Consider the following 15979-nt stretch of genomic DNA (forward strand, 5'->3'; position numbering starts at 1 on the left):
CGGACACTCCAGGACCAAGTATGGACCGTGGAGTTCATCGTGTACCAAGCCGGCGCCGTCGACCCCACCCACGAGTGACAGTTGCCCGCGGTGTTCGACGTGCTCGGCGACCGGAATGGCGCTGCGACTTTGCGGCTGCACCTTCATGAGCGTCCCGCTGGACTGGGACCCGCCGAGTGTAGGAAGAGGGCACATCTTCACGCTGCTGGAATTCGGTGTTTTATCCCTCTCCGAACGCTGAAAGCCGTTGTTCGTTTGACGGCGTGAACTGAATTCGAAGTCAGTCATGGAAGGAACAAACTATGAAGCTCAGCCATATCCCTTTGCGTCTCAGCACAGGTGCGTTCATCCTGAATGCGGGGTGGGGGAAACACGATATTGACGAGGACACGGCGGCCGGGCTGCAGACCATGGCCGCCAGGGTGATCCCGCCCGTAAGCAGAATCGACGCGGCGAGGTTCGGCAAGCTGCTCAGTTACGCGGAAATGACCCTGGGAGCGGGGCTCCTGACGCCTTTTGTGCCGAGCCGTGTGGCAGGCATCGGCCTCGGGATCTTCTCTGGGTCCCTGGTCATCCTCTACCTTAGGACACCGGGCATGACCCTGGAGGACGGTATCCGACCCAGCCCGCAGGGAACAGCCCTGGCAAAGGACATCTGGATGCTTGGCATCGCTGCAGCCCTGATCCTGGACCGCAAGCCGCGGGCAGAGGCACTGCCAATCGCGCCCCAACCGCCTAGGAGACTGCTGAAATAGTCGTGGGTTGGGCGCGTCGGAACGCCACCAATGGGCCGACTAGCGGCGTGTTAGGTCAGCACCCTTGGGTGCGACAACGGGGTCGTTCCGCCCGCTTGATTTCATTCTGCCCCTGATAGGGGGTGTCATTCAGTGGTTTTTGTTGATGGGCCGGGTTCGGGCGGTGGTTTATCCCAGCGTCCACGATCCGTCGTGCTCTGTCACGCCAGGCCAAGTCGGTTTTCAGCGTCCGGTGCGCCGCTTCACGAATTGCCCTGCTTGGCTCAAGCCCGGTCAATCGTGTCATTGCCAACTTCGCTATGGCACGGCGGACACTTCCGTGTCCCACTCGGTTTTTCACTTCCCGCAATGAGGCCATGGACTGGCTTCTCCAGGCGCCCCTTCCCTGACCCGGACCGTGCTCAATACCGCGACCTGCTGCGCACCCGCGGCGTCCATGTCCGTTCCATTTACGACGGGATCGACGCGGCGACCTCAACGGGCCGGCTGATGCTGAACATATGAGGCGTCTAAGGGGACGTGATGAGGGTGCGGGCTGCATTCGTACAGGGTGACACCTGCGCCGATCAGCGTCACGACGTCGTCTGGGCCTGCGTGGTGGACTTTGCTTCCACCGATGGGGAATTCCTCGTCCGGCCCGTAGAGGACGGGGTAAGCGCCGCGGGTCGCGCGAACGTAGGTGATTCCGGTGGTGTCGGCCATGGTCTTGACGAGTTCGGCTGTGGGGCGGGCGTCGGCCGGGTAGAACACGGTGGAGGTGTGCACGGCCCGCATAGCCGCGATGTCCTCCAGTGCCATTTGCGAGTGGCCGTCCTGTCCGATTTCGACGCCGGCGAGGCGACCAGCCGGATGCTGGCTTGGGAGATCCCGGCTATCCGGATGAAGTCGAAGGGTCGGGATACCAGGAACGCGGCGAAACTGGCGGCGAAAGCGAGATAGCCGCGGACCGAAAGACCGATCGCGGAGGCGATGAGTTGCTATTCAGCGATGAACATTTGGAAGTACCGTTCCGGGGCAATGTCTTTGAACTCGTCGGCGTGGGTCGAGTTTCCCACTTCACCGTCCAAGACGACGATTTCGGGGCGGGCGGCCATTGCCGACACGGCGGCGCCAAAAGCGGCCCGGGTTGACACTTTCTCTCCCATTTCCCACCGGGGCAGGCTGACTGGAGTTTGCGGGTCGGGGGTGATGGCGGGCGTGCCCCGTTCAGGTAAGGCCGTGGTGATTCGCAGCCTGCCGGGGCCCCGAGTGCTGCCACGGCGCGTTCGGCCATGTCCGGTGGCAGAGCTTTACCGTGGCAGCCGTCTTTGTTTTCTACTTCTGGGACGCCCTTGCCCTTTATTGTCTTGGCGAGAACGACCGTTGGCTGGTCGGGCTCGGATCCGTCCTGCCCTAGCCCACGAGCCAGGCGACAACCACCAGCGCGCCCACGCTGAGGACCGTGGTGCACAGGATGACGTCGCGGGCCACGGTCATGCCGCGGCCGTAGGGGGAGGCGAAGAGGAAGACGTTCTGGGCGGTGGGCAGGGCGGCCATGATCACGCTGGCCAGGAGATGCTGCCCTTCCAGCCCGAAGACAAACCGGCCCAGCACCCACACAATGAGCGGCATGCCGGCAATTTTAAGGAAGGTGGCCACGAAGGTTTCAACCCGGCCATCGTCCTTCTGCAGCGGTGCCCGGCCGGCGAGGGAAAGCCCGAAGGCCAGCAGGACCATGGGCACGGCCCCGCCCGCCAGCATGTCGATCGGCTTCTGCAGTAGGTCCGGTGCGTCCCAGCCCGTCAGTGCGACGACGGCGCCCAGGGCCGAGGCGATGATCATGGGATTCGCGAACGGCGTGAGCAGCATCTTTTTCCACGAGATTTTGGAACCCGAAGCCAGCCCCATGACCGTGAGGTAGAACGGCGCCATCACTAGAAGCTGGACCAGCAGTACCGGCGCCACGTGCTGTGCGGTGCCCACCGCGTAGAGGGAAACGGGGATGCCGATGTTGTTGGCGTTGGCGTAGCTGCTGGCCATGGCCCCGACGGCGGTCTCCGCCACTGGACGCCGGAAGAAGAGGAAGCTCGCCAGGCAATAAAGAAGCCCCACTATCGCTGCTGAAAGCAGCGCCAGCGGGGCGTCGGTCCCGAGCGCGGCGCGGATATCACTGCCGGCCACCACAGTGAACAGCAGGGCGGGATTGGTCACGTAGTAGGCCGTGCGGGTCAGGGCACCCTGCACTTCCGGGCCCAGGACCCGCAGCCGGGCGGCGAAATAGCCCACGGCAATGACGGCGGAGACGATCAGGATTCCGGAAACTACGCCGCCCACAAATGGCGCCCTTCTATTCAACTATTGGAAGTCCGCACGGCCGTCTCCTCTCAAGGAGAGCGGTCCGGCCGTGCGGAATTAGTTCGTCTTGCCGCCGGCCGAGGCTAGCGCACCAGGCAGGGCCGCTTCGGGTCGAAGGACCAGCCGTCCACGTAATACTGCATGCCGATGCTGTCGTCCCGGGCATCCAGCCCGTGCTGCAGGTACAGCTCGTGGGCCTTGTCCAGGGCGGCGCGGTCCAGTTCGATGCCAAGCCCCGGCGCGTCAGGCACCGAGATGGCGCCGTCGCGGATCTGCAGCGGGTTCTTGGTCAGGCCCTGTCCGTCCTGCCAGATCCAGTGCGTGTCCAGCGCGGTGATTTCGCCCGGGGCGGCCGCGCCCGTGTGGGTGAACATGGCCAGCGAGATGTCGAAGTGGTTGTTCGAGTGCGAGCCCCAGGTCAGGCCGAACTCGTTGCACAGTTGCGCCACCCGGACTGAGCCGGACATGGTCCAGAAGTGCGGATCGGCCAGCGGAATATCGACGGCGTTGCTTCGGATGGCATGCGACATCTCGCGCCAGTCGGTGGCGATCATGTTGGTGGCGGTCTTCAGTCCGGTGGCACGGCGGAATTCGGCCATGACCTCGCGGCCGGAGAAACGACCTTCGGCACCGCAGGGATCCTCGGCGTACGCCACGACGCCCTGCATCCGCCTGCCCAGGCGGATGGCTTCCTCGAGGAGCCAGCCGCCGTTTGGGTCAAGGGTCACCCGGGCGTCCGGGAAGCGCTCGTGAAGGGCGGTAACCACATCAACTTCGTCGTCCCCGGACAGCACGCCGCCCTTGAGCTTGAAGTCGCTGAAGCCGTACCGCTCCCGTGCGGCTTCGGCCAGGGCCACCACTGCTTCGGGGGTCATGGCCTCCTGCCGGCGCAGCTTCTCCCAGCGGTCCGACGGCGCGTCCTCGACCAGGTAGGGAAGGTCGGTGCGGGCGTGGTCACCAATAAAGAAGAGGTATCCCAGCATGGGCACCGAGGTGCGCTGCTGCCCGTCACCGAGGAGCTCCGCAACCGGGACGCCGAGGAACTGCCCGTGCAGGTCCAGCAAGGCGGATTCGACGGCGGTGACGGCATGGACGGTGGTGCGCAGATCGAAGGTTTGCAGGCCGCGCCCACCGGCGTCGCGGTCTGCGAATTCCGCGGCGACTTCCCGCAGCAGCGAGCGGTAGCCGGCCACCGGCTTGCCGTTGATCAGGGCGCCGGCTTCTTCGATGGTGGCCTTGATCTTCTCGCCGCCGGGCACCTCGCCAAGGCCGGTGCGGCCCTCGGAATCGGTAATGATGACTACGTTGCGGGTGAAGAACGGGCCGTGCGCACCGCTGAGGTTCATAAGCATGCTGTCGTGGCCGGCTACCGGGACAACTTCCACGCGCGCGATGGTGGGCTGGGTGCTCATGCGTTGACCTCTGCGTCTGCAGCAGCCACGGTGCCGTCGATCCGGCGGTTGAGCTGCCAGGGGTTGGCGTCCTGCAGTGCCACGGGCAGCAGTTCCTGGGGGAGGTTCTGGTAGGCGACCGGCCGGAGGAACCTGTTGATGGCGAGCGTACCCACGGAGGTGGTGCGTGAATCGGAGGTTGCAGGGAAGGGGCCGCCGTGGACCATCGCGTGGCCCACCTCGACGCCGGTGGGCCAGCCGTTCACGATGATGCGCCCCACCTTCTGCTCGAGCGCCGGGATCAGGGGTGCCGCCGTCGCGTAATCCTCCTCGGTGAGCTGCAGCGAAGCGGTAAGTTGGCCCTCGAGCCGGTCGATCGCTTCCAGGAGCTCCTCGGTGGAGGAGTAGCGGATCACCAGCGACGCGGCGCCGAAGATTTCCTGGTGCAGCACCTGGTTGGTGACGAAATCCCTGACCTGGGTGCCGAAGATGGCGGGGGCTGGGGCGTTTTCGGTGGGACCTGTGGTGCCCTGCCCAACGACGGTGACGCCGTCCGCGGAACCCAGTGCCTCGGCACCGGCGTTCCAGGAACCGGCGATGCCTTCGGTGAGCATGGTCTGCCCTGCGCAGGCAGAAACGGCGCGGCCGACGGCGGCAGCGAATTTATCCCCCAGCTCACCCGCGGGGGCGAACAGGAGTCCGGGGGAGGTGCAGAGCTGACCTGAGCTTCCGGTGACCGCAGCGACATACTGCTGCGCGAGGGCATCGATCTGTTCGGCGGAGCCGTCCAGGGCGCCCTCGAAGACGAACACCGGGTTGAGCGAGGACATCTCGGCATAGACGGGAATGGGCTCGGGCCGGGCGGCGGCGGTACGCATCAGCGCGATGCCCGCGGACTGGGAACCGGTGAAGCCAACGGCCTTGATTGCGGGATCGGCCACGAGGGCCTGGCCGATGCTGCTGCCGGGACCGTAAATCAGGGAGAACACTCCCGGGTGCAGGCCGGCGTCGGCAACCGCCTTAACAATGGCCTGGCCCACGAGTTCGCCGGTGCCGGGATGGGCGTTGTGGGCCTTGAAAACCACGGGGCAGCCCGCGGCGAGGGCGGACGCGGTGTCTCCGCCCGCCGTCGAGAAGGCCAGCGGGAAGTTGCTCGCACCGAACACGGCCACCGGGCCGAGCGGGATCTGGCGCTGCCGGATGTCGGCGCGCGGCATCGGGGTGCGTTCCGGCAGGGCCGGGTCCACGCGCACGCCGCGGAAGTCGCCCTGGCGGACCACGTTCGCGAAGAGCCGCAGCTGGCCGGTGGTGCGGGCGCGTTCGCCGGTCAGGCGGGCGGCGGGGAGGCCGGTTTCCTGGCCGGCCCGGACGATCAGTTCATCGCCGATTGCCTCGATGTTGTCCGCGATGGCGTCCAGGAACGCTGCGTGGGCTGCGGGGTCCAGCGTACTGAACGAGGGGTAGGCAGCGGCTGCGGCGGAGGTCGCCGTCGTCAGCTGTTCTTCGGTGATCAGCGAATATGCGGGGTCCAACTGCTCGTTAGTTGCGGGGTTGAAGCCGAAGGCTGTTTTGCCGCCGCCGACGACGGTCTGGCCGGCGATCAGGGAATGTCCGGTGAGTGTCACAGTGGTTACTCCTTGGAGAGGGTGGATCAGGAGATGTTGTCGATGAGGGCTTTGAGGTCCGCCAGGTCCTGGGGCGCCAGGTTCTGCAGCGGCGGGCGGACTCCGCCGACCGAGCGGCCGATGGCGTCCAGTCCGCCCTTGACGATGGACACAGAGTAGCCTTTCACGCGGTCGCGGATGTCCAGGTACGGGATGACGAACTCGTTGAGCTTCTTGTTGACCGCGACGCGGTCGTTGTTGCGGACGTCCTGGTAGAAGTCCAGCGCGAACTGCGGAACGAAGTTGTACATGGCGCTGGAGTAGGTGCTCATGCCCAGCTGCAGCAGCGGGAGGGCGAACGTTTCAGCGGTGGGCAGGCCGCCCAGGTAGAACAGGCGGTCCCCGAGCTTGGCGTAGACGCGGGCATCGTGCTCGAGGTCGCCCACGCCGTCCTTGAAGCCGATGAGGTTTTCGTGGCGGTCAGCAAGGGTGGCCACCGTGGTGTCCTTGTAGATGGCGTTGGCGCGGTTGTAGATGATGACGCCCAGCGAGGTGGAGCGGCAGATGGCGCTGACGTGGTCAACCAGGCCGGCCTGGTCTGCTTCGGTCAGGTACGGCGGGAGGAGCAGGAGGCCGTCGGCGCCGGCAGCTTCGGCAGCCTGCGCGTTCTCGATGGCCTGGGCGGTGGAGCCACCGGCCGAGGCCAGGACGGGGACAATGCTGCCGACTTCGTCGACGGCGGCACGGACCACGCGCTCGGATTCTGCGGGGGTGAGGGAGAAGCCCTCGCCGGTGCCGCCTGCTGCGAAAAGGCCCGCCACCGGGAAGCTGGCCTGCCAGGCGAGGTGCTTGCGGTAGCTCTCCTCGTCGAACTGCAGGTTGGCGTCAAAAGCGGTCACCGGGAAGGACAGCAGGCCTTCCTTGAGGGTGTCTGCCAGTTCCTGCGGGGTGTACTTTGCCACGATGTTGTCCTCTGTCTGAGCGCCGCGTGGTGAGTGTCCCGGGCGGTTGGTGTGGGTTCCTGTTCAGGTTAGGCAGAGGACGTTATGCCTGTCTAAGTGTATTTACGTATCCGGTGATACTAAAAGGGTATTGAATGACGACGGCGGTGCGTGCTATTCGGTGCGGAACTCCAGGTCCTGGAGCAGGCGGCGCAACGCGGGGTTGACCACCTTCCGGTTCCAGATGGCGTGCAGCTCCACCGGCTGCTCGCTCTCCATCCCCGCCAGCGGCAGGAACTCGACGCCCTTGATGGCCAGCAGCGTCGCCGAGTGGGGAACAAAAGCCACACCGCGCCGGGCGGCCACCAGGGAAACCATGGTGAGGATCTGGCTCACCGTGTGGATCACGTTGGCGTGCTGGATGGGGAACATCCTGACCACCAGGTCGTAGAAGTACGTCGCCTTGGTGGGCGAGTGCATGATCAACGGCTCATCACTGATGTCCGAATCCTCGACGGGGCGGGTGAGATCCGCGAGGTGATGGCCGGTGGGCACCGCCAACATCATGGATTCCTTGTACAGCAGGTGCGAATCGAAGATGTCCCGGTCGAAGGGCGGCCTGGCTAGGCCCAGATCGAGCCCGCCGGTGAGGAGGCCCTGGATCTGTTCGCCGGTAACGAGTTCCTGCAGGTCGATGTCCACGTCGGGGATGATTTCCGAGATTTCCTCCAGCAGCGGGCCCAGGATGCTGAAGCCGCTGGCTGCGGTGAAGCCCACCCGCAGGTGGCCCGAGCGCCCGGTGGCGATGCGTCGGGCGGTGACGGGCGCGCGGTTCGCCAGGGCCATCAGTCGTCTGGCTTCCTCGAGGAACGCTTCGCCGGCCGGGGTGAGCTGTACCTTCCGGTTGTCCCGTTCCAGCAGTTCGGTGCCGATAATCTTTTCCAGCTTCTGGATCTGCCGGCTGAGTGGGGGCTGGGTCATGTTGAGGCGTTCCGCTGCCCTACCGAAGTGGAGTTCCTCCGCGACGGCAATGAATCCGGCCAGTTGGTCAAACGTAAACATGATGCCTTCCGGGTATCACCTGATGCTTATTAGGGTTTAGACATGCATCATAGCGGCTCCCTACACTCGACTAGCGAGCCGAAGTGATTCGGTTCACATGCCCTCCGGGATATGCCCCGGAAATTCTACGAGGAGTCCCAATGACGCACTTCCCCGCCCGCCGCACCGTCCTCGGAGCGGCATCTGCCCTGACGCTCCTGGCCCTGACTGCCTGCGGAAACGTGGCAGGCGGCCCGGCCGATTCGTCCAAGTTCCCCACCGGTCCCGTCAACCTCACGGTGGGCCAGGCCGCCGGCGGCAGCACCGACCTGATCGCCCGTGCCTTGGCCGAAGGCGCCTCCAAGACCCTCGGCAAGCCGATCCCCGTAGTGAACAAGCCCGGCGCAAACGGCGCCCTCGCCACCAAGGAAGTTGCCGGCAAGCCGGCAGACGGCCAGGAGCTGGTCCTGCTGACCGCCTCCCTTATTACCATCACGCCGCTGGCAGTTTCGGCCGACGAGGCCGTCAACATCGACGATCTGGACATCCTTGCCGGCCTGTCCCAGGACGACTACGTCCTGGTGGCCAGCCCCGGCTCGGGCTTCAAGAGCTTCAAGGACGTGACGGCTGCCGGCCGGAACGTCACCTTCGGCACCACGGGTGTTGGCACCGGAAGCCAGCTGGCACAGAAGGTGCTGTTCAAGCAGGCCAACGTCACCGGCACCGACGTTCCGTTCGACAGCGGCAAGCCGGCCCTGACGGCGGCCCTGGGCAACCAAGTTGAGCTGACCACCATCCAGCTTGGTGAAGCGATGCCGCAGATCACGGCGGGCAAGGTTGCCCCGCTGCTGGTGTTCTCCGAAGGCCGCAACAGCTTCCTGCCGGACACCCCCACCGCCAAGGAAGCCGGCTACGACGTTCCGGTGGCCCAGTACCGTGCCGTCGCCGCCCCCAAAGGCACCCCGCAGGACGTGAAGGACAAGCTGCTCGCCTCGTTCAAGGACACGTTCAAGACGGACAGCTACAAGGAATTCAACAAGAAGAACATGCTGACCCCCAAGGAGATCTCCGGCGAGGAAGTTGTCAAGGAGTGGAAGGGCTACGCAGCCAAATACAAGGAGCTCGTGGAAAAGTACGACATCAGCCTGAGCGGAAATAAGTGATTCCAGTGAAGGAAACTCCCGCAGAGTCTGCCCTGGAGGCGGACGCCGCCGAGGCGGACGACCTAACGCCGGAGCAGCTTGCCGCCCAGTGGGAGGACGAGAAGCCTCCGGCGGCAGGGGCCCTGGCCAACGCAGCCTCCTCGCTGGTGGTCCTCGGAGTGGGGCTCGCCGCCGTCGTCCTGTCCGTGACGATGGGCCTGGGCACTCCGGCCAGCCCGCAGCCCGGCCTCTGGCCGTTCATCATCAGCTGCGTCATGGTGGCGTTGGGACTGTTCCAGCTGATCGCCGGGCGGCACAACCGGGACGCGGAGAAATTCACCCGCATGTCCACGGCTCCCCTCACTGGACTGGTGACCCTCGCCGCCATGGTGGCCCTGATGCCGCTGATCGGCTTTGAAATTCCGGCGCTGGTGCTGTGCGTCATCTGGATGCGCTTCCTGGGGGGCGAAACCTGGCGCTCCACCCTCGTTGTCAGCGCAAGCGTGGTCATTGCCTTTTATGGCATCTTCGTCCTCGCGCTCGGCACATCCATTCCTCACCTCTTCTAGGAGAACCCCGTGGATTTTCTAAATCCCGTCATCAACGGATTTGTGGTGGTCCTGGAGCCGACAAACCTCCTGTACTGCCTGATCGGCGTTGTCATCGGCATGCTGATCGGTGTGCTGCCCGGACTGGGGCCCGCGGCAACCATCGCCATTCTGCTTCCGCTCACCTACCACGTTGAGCCCGTCACGGCCATCATCATGCTTGCCGGTATCTTCTACGGAGCCCAGTACGGCGGCACCATTACCTCGGTGCTGCTGCGCCTCCCTGGCGAGGCGTCCTCGGTGGTCACTGTCTTTGACGGCTACCAAATGGCCAAGCAGGGCAAGGCCGGCACCGCGCTGGGCCTGGCGGCCATCGGTTCTTTCATCGGCGGCACTGCCGCCATCATCGGCCTCACGTTCCTGGCCCCCATTGTGGCCAGCTTCGCCCTGGACTTTGGACCGCCCGAGTACACCGCCTTGGCCCTGCTGGGCATCCTCCTCGTGGCCACCATCAGCAACGGATCGAAGGCCAAGGCTCTCATCGCCGCGGCCCTGGGCCTCCTGCTCGCCACGGTTGGCCGCGACATTTTCACCGGCGAAAGCCGCTTCACCTTCGGCAACCTGCAGCTGGCGGACGGCATCGATTTCGTGCCGATCGCGATGGGTCTCTTCGGCCTCGGCGAGATCCTCTACAACCTGGAGGAACGGCACCGGGCCGCCAAGGCGCCGTCGAAAGTTACCAACGTCTGGCCGTCCCGAAGCGACCTCAAGCAGGCATCAGGCGCCATCGGCCGCGGTTCAGTGTTGGGCTTCTTCCTGGGGATCCTCCCCGGCGGCGGGGCGACCATCGCCTCCATGGCCTCCTACGCCATGGAAAAGAAGCGCGCCAAGCAGCCCGAACGCTTCGGCAAGGGTGCCCCCGAAGGTGTGGCAGGACCGGAAACGGCGAACAATGCCGCGGCGACGTCGTCGTTCATTCCGCTGCTGACCCTCGGCATCCCCGCGAACGCCACCATGGCACTGATGTTCGGTGCACTGCTCATCCAGGGCGTCACCCCCGGCCCGCAGCTGGTGGAACAGAACCCCGAGCTCTTCTGGGGCGTGGTGAATTCCATGTACATCGGCAACATCCTGCTGCTGATCATGAGCCTGCCGCTCGTGGGCATCTTCGTGAAGATCCTGCGCGTCCGGGCCGCGATCCTGGCACCCGTCACGGCACTCATCACGCTGCTGGGCGCCTACACCATCAACAACAGCATGTTCGATGTGACCCTCGTGGTGGTCTTCGGCATCGTCGGCTACCTCATGAAGAAGTTCGGCTTCGAGCCCGGACCGCTGGTGCTGGCCTTCGTGCTCGGCGAGCTGCTGGAAAGCTCCATGCGGCGCTCCCTGCTGGTGTTCGGCGGAGACCCGACCGGCTTCTTCGGCCGTCCCATCTCGGCCACACTGCTGGTGGTGTTCGTCCTGGTAGCTGTGCTGCCGGTCATCCGCGGCGCCGCAGCCAAGCGCAAGGCCATCACCCCGGCCCTGCCGGCAGCTTCAGAAATCAAGGAGAAGGTATGAGCATCATCGTTGGATTCGTCCCCACCCCTGCCGGGGAGGCCGCCCTGGTGGCGGGCATCGCCGAGGCCACCCTCCGGAAGGAAGACCTGGTGATCGTCAATTCGGCCCGTGAGGGCGCACTCGTGGACAAGTCCGTGGCACCGTCGGACCTGCTGGCGGACGCCGCCCGCCGGGCCGAGGAAGCGGGCGTCACCGCAACCGTGATGCAGCCCCCCTACCTGAACGACCTGGCCGATGAATTCCTGGACGTGGCGCGCCAGGTGGATGCGTCCCTCATCGTGATCGGACTGCGGCACCGTTCCCAGGTGGGCAAGTTCATCCTCGGCAGCCACGCCCAGCGGATCCTGATGCAGGCCGACCGTCCCGTGCTCGCCGTCAAGGCCGGCAACTCCCACTTTTAAAGGGGCCCGACGGCGGCGCGCGGCTTGGTTGCCTCCGCCGCCGGGGGTGCCGGGGGTGGATTCTAAGCATGCTTACCAATAGGCTGGCGGAGGGAACTTCCCTTTCGATCAGAACGAGGTGAGAGCATGACGGACACTGAGAACATCAGCAAAGTTACGGACATCATCAACGATTCCCACATCGGGATGTTGACCACCATCAACGAAGAGGGCGCCCTGGTCAGCCGCCCCCTCGCCGTCCAGGACGTAGAAGAGGACGGCGACATGTGGTTCTTCACAGGACTGGGCACCTCACAGGTGACCCACGTCCAGGCCAACCCTCGGGTCAATGTCTCCTTCGGCAAGCGCACCGAGTGGGTGTCAGTGGCAGGCACGGCCGAGGTGATCACCGACCGCGCCAAGATCCACGAAATGTGGAACCAGACCGTTGAGGCCTGGTACCCGGACGGGCCGGACACCCCCGAAGTATGCCTGCTTCGGGTGGACTCGGACTCCGCGGAATACTGGACCAGCCCCGGCGGGACCGCAGCCACGGTCTTCCAGTGGGTGAAGTCCAAGGTGACGCACAGCCGGATGAGCGTCGGCGAGAGCGGCACCGTAGAGCTGTAACAGCAAAGAACGCACGCAGAGGCCGCCCTCAACGGGGCGGCCTTTGCGCTGTCCCTGGGAGTTCCGGCCTTACTGCCGCGCAGTCAGCGTGGCGAGGACGGCCGGCAGCAGCACGTCATTCCGGCCCCAGAGCGGGTCCAGGATTTCCACGTACCAGGAGTCGGCGAGCAGCAGGGCCAGCGTTTCGTTGGTTTCGTCCGCCCAATCCTGGATCTGCTCCTCGTCCACCGGGTTCTCACTGGAGCCAAGGACGGTGACTACCTCGTCGCCGTCGAGCGTTACAGGGATGGCGGCGCTGCTGGCCTCGCCGGGGGCATGGGCCACCGTCACCAGTTCGGTGCGGGTGGACAGGGCGAGCAGGGCTGCGGCCACTTCGGCGCTGCAGAATCCGGTGACGTACTGACGCTGCGCTGAGTCATCGGCACGCAGGCCGGGCTGGGATTCCTTCGTGAAAAGCCCGTTCCGGTTGAGGGCAGCAAGCTCAGCGGCGATGGGTTCGGTTTCGTCGTCGTAGCGGACCGTGAAGGTGGCAGCCTGGTATTCGCTGTGGCCCTCCAGCCAGCGTGCCGTCAATTCCCCCGCGGCTTCAAGGGTGATCGCCTGCCGCCAAGCCCCCTTGTCCTCCAGGCGCCGGCCGAACTGGTCACGGATGTCCGCTTCTGTGGGTTCCATCCTCGGATGCTACGGCGCCCCGCCGCCGGACTCCAGCGGCGGCGACACAGCAGTTAACCTCCCGCCGGGATGCCTGCCGCCCTTTCTGCTGCGGCAAGGGCAAGGGCAAAGCGCTCGACGGCGGGAGCGTAACCTTGGTGCCGCTCGGCGCGAAGCTGCTCAGCCTCGCGCATGGCCTTGATGAGCGCCGAGGTTTCAGGAAGCCGGACATCCGTCATGGCGGGATAGTCGATGCAGCTGGCGGGGTCCAGTTCGTAGTGGCGCCAGCGGGCCAGCAGTGTGTCGTGCTCAGCCTGCGCTGCCGTGTAAACGGGCTGGTCCAAGCGTTGCTGCCTGCGGCTGGATTGCCAGGCCAGGATCCGCGGACTGCCACGGTACGCAGCCACGCCCGCGCCGACGCCCAGGACTGTAAGAACGGCGCCGGACCAGGGGGCTGCCAATGTGGGAATCAGGATCGCCGGGATGGCCACGGCGGATCCCATAAACACGTCCCAGAACACGGTGTCGGGGGCACTTGCCTCGGGCGCCGGCGTCGAATGGTGGCGGACAGCCAAGACGGTGGCAGTCACCGCGCACACCAGCACTGCACCCCAGAACGCCAGCTGCAAAGCTCCCACCAGGACGGATTCTGCAAATGCCGGCACTTCGGCACCTCCCCGTATCAGGCCCGGCCCAGGATTCCGGACTCTCCTTCCATTGCATCCCCTGCGGGGACCGGGGTCAATGGGCTGCCGGGGTCACCGACGGGTTTTGCGCGCTGCTGGCACCCGCGCCCGCTTCCGGCCGGGTAGCTTGGGACCATGCGAATGAAAATGTGCAGCATCCATGTCAAGGATCCGGCCACCGCCCACACGTTCTATACCGAGACCCTCGGTTTTGAGACGCTGATGGCGATGCCCGAACACAACCTCTTCATCATCAAGGACCCCGGCGCCGCTGACAGTTCGGTGGGGCTGCTGCTGGAGCCCAGCGACAACCCGATCGGCGCGGACTACATGAACGCAGTGCACGACGCCGGGATGCCGGCCATCGTCTTCGGCGTACCGGACGTGCAGTCCGAGTATGACCGGCTTGTTGCTGCCGGCGTGAAGTTCACGGGCGAACCCACGGAGAATCCGTACGGAATCATTGCAGTGTTCGAGGACGGCTGCGGCAACCTCGTGCAGCTGCACCAGGACTGAAAAGCTCCCTGCCAAATCAGAAGCTTGTCCGCGGATCCGTGTCATGAAGGCCCGGATCCGCGAACATGCTGAGGATTTTTTTGGGACTTACTCGGCCTTCGCGCGGTCCTTCTTTGCGTCCTTCTTGGCGGCTTCGTCCTTGACGCGCTGGGCTTCCGCGCGGACCGCGGCGTGGGTTGAGCGCTCGGTGACCAGCCACGCAGGCGGAGCCTGCAGCAGTGCGGTGATTTCCGCCGTCGTGAGCGCTTCTTCAACGCCGCCGCGGGCCAGGCCGCTGATGGAGACGTTCAGCTTTTGGGCGACTACCGGGCGGGGGTGCGGGCCGTTGCGGCGCAGCTCTGCGAGCCACTCCGGCGGATTGGCCTGGAGCTCAGCGAAATCGGCGCGGGTGATGGTTGAATCCTGGAACTCCTGCGGTGTTGCGGGCAGGTAGATGCCAAGTTTTTTGGCAACGGTGGCCGGCTTCATGGACTGGGAGTTTGCAGAGGTCATGCTTCAAGGGTATCCGGGCGGGCGGTACTGTGAAGACGTGCCCGCCGACAATGAATCCCCGCAGAACGCCAGTGCCTCCGATAGCGTCTCCTCCGAAGCCACGGAGCAGGACGCGCCCCGCGTGCTGCGTTTCGCCTACGTGGCCGGCGTGACGCCCGGGAAGTGGATCCGCCGCTGGGAAGAGCGCGTGCTGGACATTCCGCTGGAGTCCTTTATGTCCGACGACGGCGCGCAGCTTTCCGTATTAAAGGACGGTACCGCGGACCTCAGCTTCGTCCGGCTTCCGGTGGAGCGCGACGGCCTCAACGTGATCCCCCTGTATGAGGAGCAGCCCGTGGTGGTGGCTCCCAAGGGGCACGAGATCTCGGTGTTTGAGGAAGTGGCCCTGGAAGATCTGGCCCAGGAAACGTTCCTGGACGTCGCGGAACTCGGCGGCCCGGAGATGGCCATGCAGGTGGTGGCGTCCGGTGCCGGCCTGGTGATCCTGCCGATGTCCGTGGCCCGCCACTTCAACGGCAAGGACACCGTGGCCCGGCGCCTCACGGGAGCGCCGACCACGGAGATCGGGCTGGCGTGGCCCATCGACTCCACGGACGAAATCATTGAGGAGTTCATCGGAATTGTCCGCGGCCGGACGGCGGCAAGCTCCCGGCAGCCCTCGGCCCAGCAGGAAAAGCCTAAGAAGGAACCGAAGCCGGACCGTCGCGGACCGGCCGTCAAGAAGCCGAAGATTGCCCAGCGCTACGCGCCCAACCCGGACAAGGGCCGAGGCAAGGGATCACGCAAGAAGGGCAAGCGCTAGCATATGAGCAACGCGGGGTCACTCTTCGCCCAATAGTCCCTGGTTATTGGGCCGGAAGTGACCCAGCGTTGCGCAACAGAAACTGCCGGGACTAAGCCGAGCAGGCTTCCGTCAGTGCGTCCACCGAGTCGGCCGGCACCTGGTCTCCGGCTTTGGCGATCTGGCCCAACGGCGTCGTAATTTCCGCGGGTACCCCGGCGGCGTCGGCGGCGGAGACGAGTCCGCCGAGCAGGGCCTTGTCCGAGACGCTGACCAGCCCGTCTTCAACCACGCTGCAGACCTGCTGCTTGACTTCGTCAGAGGCGGCGGTGGCTACCTTGGAGGCGGCATCGTTCGCGGCGTTTTCAGCAACTTCCTGCACCGATCCGCAGGCGGAAAGCAGGAGCAACAGGGGGACGGCGGACAGGGCTGCAAGGCGGCGTTTCATCCGTCCAGCCTAGCCGAGGGCGTGGTCACGGTCCGCCGGACGCCCCAATAAGAGGCGCCGCCCTGGGGTAACTTGA

20 protein-coding genes are annotated in these 15979 nt (G+C 65.3%); 9 read left to right on the top strand and 11 right to left on the bottom strand.

The window, feature by feature from the left end; genetic code table 11:
• Window positions 1–302: 302 nt before the first annotated feature.
• Both AC1MCD_RS00145 and AC1MCD_RS00150 read left to right on the top strand, forming a co-directional pair.
• A complete protein-coding gene (locus AC1MCD_RS00145; protein ID WP_498674712.1) occupies window positions 303–755 on the top strand; it encodes a hypothetical protein in 453 nt (150 codons plus the stop codon).
• Window positions 756–1009: 254 nt separating this feature from the next.
• On the top strand, window positions 1010–1144 hold the full coding sequence (locus AC1MCD_RS00150) for a DUF7793 family protein (RefSeq protein WP_498678442.1): 135 nt from the start codon (window positions 1010–1012) through the stop codon (window positions 1142–1144).
• A gap of 85 nt (window positions 1145–1229) precedes the next feature.
• Here the strand turns inward: AC1MCD_RS00150 and AC1MCD_RS00155 are convergent, their stop codons facing one another.
• From AC1MCD_RS00155 to AC1MCD_RS00185, 7 genes are all read right to left on the bottom strand, one after another.
• On the bottom strand, window positions 1230–1553 hold the full coding sequence (locus AC1MCD_RS00155) for a hypothetical protein (RefSeq protein WP_498674713.1): 324 nt from the start codon (window positions 1551–1553) through the stop codon (window positions 1230–1232).
• Window positions 1554–1732: 179 nt separating this feature from the next.
• Complete coding sequence (locus AC1MCD_RS00160; RefSeq protein ID WP_498674714.1) at window positions 1733–1900, bottom strand: hypothetical protein; 168 nt, start codon at window positions 1898–1900, stop codon at window positions 1733–1735.
• Between the two features lie 247 nt (window positions 1901–2147).
• Complete coding sequence (locus AC1MCD_RS00165; RefSeq protein WP_498674716.1) at window positions 2148–3068, bottom strand: AEC family transporter; 921 nt, start codon at window positions 3066–3068, stop codon at window positions 2148–2150.
• A 104-nt stretch (window positions 3069–3172) separates the two neighbouring features.
• On the bottom strand, window positions 3173–4501 hold the full coding sequence (locus tag AC1MCD_RS00170) for an enolase C-terminal domain-like protein (RefSeq protein WP_498674717.1): 1329 nt from the start codon (window positions 4499–4501) through the stop codon (window positions 3173–3175).
• Complete coding sequence (locus AC1MCD_RS00175; RefSeq protein ID WP_498674719.1) at window positions 4498–6105, bottom strand: aldehyde dehydrogenase (NADP(+)); 1608 nt, start codon at window positions 6103–6105, stop codon at window positions 4498–4500. Before AC1MCD_RS00175 ends, AC1MCD_RS00170 begins: the two co-directional genes overlap by 4 nt.
• A 26-nt stretch (window positions 6106–6131) precedes the next feature.
• Window positions 6132–7046 (bottom strand): 5-dehydro-4-deoxyglucarate dehydratase, encoded by a 915-nt coding sequence (gene kdgD / locus AC1MCD_RS00180; protein WP_498674720.1) that lies wholly within the window; start codon window positions 7044–7046, stop codon window positions 6132–6134.
• A gap of 153 nt (window positions 7047–7199) precedes the next feature.
• Window positions 7200–8087, bottom strand: a complete 888-nt coding sequence (locus AC1MCD_RS00185) for a LysR family transcriptional regulator (protein WP_498674722.1) — start codon at window positions 8085–8087, stop codon at window positions 7200–7202.
• Between the two features lie 140 nt (window positions 8088–8227).
• Between AC1MCD_RS00185 and AC1MCD_RS00190 the strand changes: the two genes are divergently transcribed.
• The 5 genes from AC1MCD_RS00190 (at window position 8228) to AC1MCD_RS00210 (ending at window position 12329) form a co-directional block, all read left to right on the top strand.
• Window positions 8228–9229, top strand: a complete 1002-nt coding sequence (locus tag AC1MCD_RS00190; RefSeq protein ID WP_498674723.1) for a tripartite tricarboxylate transporter substrate binding protein — start codon at window positions 8228–8230, stop codon at window positions 9227–9229.
• 5 nt (window positions 9230–9234) lie between these two features.
• Complete coding sequence (locus tag AC1MCD_RS00195) at window positions 9235–9777, top strand: tripartite tricarboxylate transporter TctB family protein (RefSeq protein ID WP_498674725.1); 543 nt, start codon at window positions 9235–9237, stop codon at window positions 9775–9777.
• A gap of 9 nt (window positions 9778–9786) precedes the next feature.
• The gene (locus AC1MCD_RS00200; RefSeq protein WP_498674727.1) at window positions 9787–11319 is read left to right on the top strand and encodes a tripartite tricarboxylate transporter permease; all 1533 of its coding nucleotides are present in this window, start codon (window positions 9787–9789) and stop codon (window positions 11317–11319) included.
• Window positions 11316–11720 (top strand): universal stress protein, encoded by a 405-nt coding sequence (locus AC1MCD_RS00205; RefSeq protein WP_498674729.1) that lies wholly within the window; start codon window positions 11316–11318, stop codon window positions 11718–11720. Before AC1MCD_RS00200 ends, AC1MCD_RS00205 begins: the two co-directional genes overlap by 4 nt.
• A gap of 126 nt (window positions 11721–11846) precedes the next feature.
• Window positions 11847–12329 carry a pyridoxamine 5'-phosphate oxidase family protein gene (locus AC1MCD_RS00210; protein ID WP_498674731.1) on the top strand — a complete coding sequence of 161 codons (483 nt, stop codon included), beginning with the start codon at window positions 11847–11849 and terminating at the stop codon, window positions 12327–12329.
• A 69-nt stretch (window positions 12330–12398) separates the two neighbouring features.
• On the opposite strand, the gene AC1MCD_RS00215 is transcribed toward AC1MCD_RS00210, so the two are convergent.
• Together AC1MCD_RS00215 and AC1MCD_RS00220 are read right to left on the bottom strand one after the other, a co-directional pair.
• Window positions 12399–13001 (bottom strand): DUF6919 domain-containing protein, encoded by a 603-nt coding sequence (locus AC1MCD_RS00215; RefSeq protein ID WP_498674732.1) that lies wholly within the window; start codon window positions 12999–13001, stop codon window positions 12399–12401.
• A gap of 53 nt (window positions 13002–13054) precedes the next feature.
• On the bottom strand, window positions 13055–13645 hold the full coding sequence (locus AC1MCD_RS00220) for a hypothetical protein (protein ID WP_498674734.1): 591 nt from the start codon (window positions 13643–13645) through the stop codon (window positions 13055–13057).
• Window positions 13646–13801: 156 nt separating this feature from the next.
• On the opposite strand from AC1MCD_RS00220, the gene AC1MCD_RS00225 reads away from it, so the two are divergent.
• On the top strand, window positions 13802–14182 hold the full coding sequence (locus AC1MCD_RS00225; protein ID WP_498674735.1) for a VOC family protein: 381 nt from the start codon (window positions 13802–13804) through the stop codon (window positions 14180–14182).
• Window positions 14183–14269: 87 nt separating this feature from the next.
• Here AC1MCD_RS00225 and AC1MCD_RS00230 read toward each other — a convergent pair whose 3' ends face one another.
• Window positions 14270–14674, bottom strand: coding sequence for a DUF5997 family protein (locus AC1MCD_RS00230; RefSeq protein WP_190990473.1), 405 nt, complete (start codon window positions 14672–14674; stop codon window positions 14270–14272).
• On the opposite strand from AC1MCD_RS00230, the gene AC1MCD_RS00235 reads away from it, so the two are divergent.
• The gene (locus AC1MCD_RS00235) at window positions 14637–15476 is read left to right on the top strand and encodes a LysR family substrate-binding domain-containing protein (protein WP_498674738.1); all 840 of its coding nucleotides are present in this window, start codon (window positions 14637–14639) and stop codon (window positions 15474–15476) included. The two genes, AC1MCD_RS00230 and AC1MCD_RS00235, sit on opposite strands and share 38 nt — an antisense overlap.
• Window positions 15477–15567: 91 nt before the next feature.
• Here the strand turns inward: AC1MCD_RS00235 and AC1MCD_RS00240 are convergent, their stop codons facing one another.
• Window positions 15568–15903 carry a hypothetical protein gene (locus tag AC1MCD_RS00240; RefSeq protein ID WP_498674740.1) on the bottom strand — a complete coding sequence of 112 codons (336 nt, stop codon included), beginning with the start codon at window positions 15901–15903 and terminating at the stop codon, window positions 15568–15570.
• Window positions 15904–15979: the final 76 nt, after the last annotated feature.

Source organism: Arthrobacter sp. BF1 (assembly GCF_056680215.1).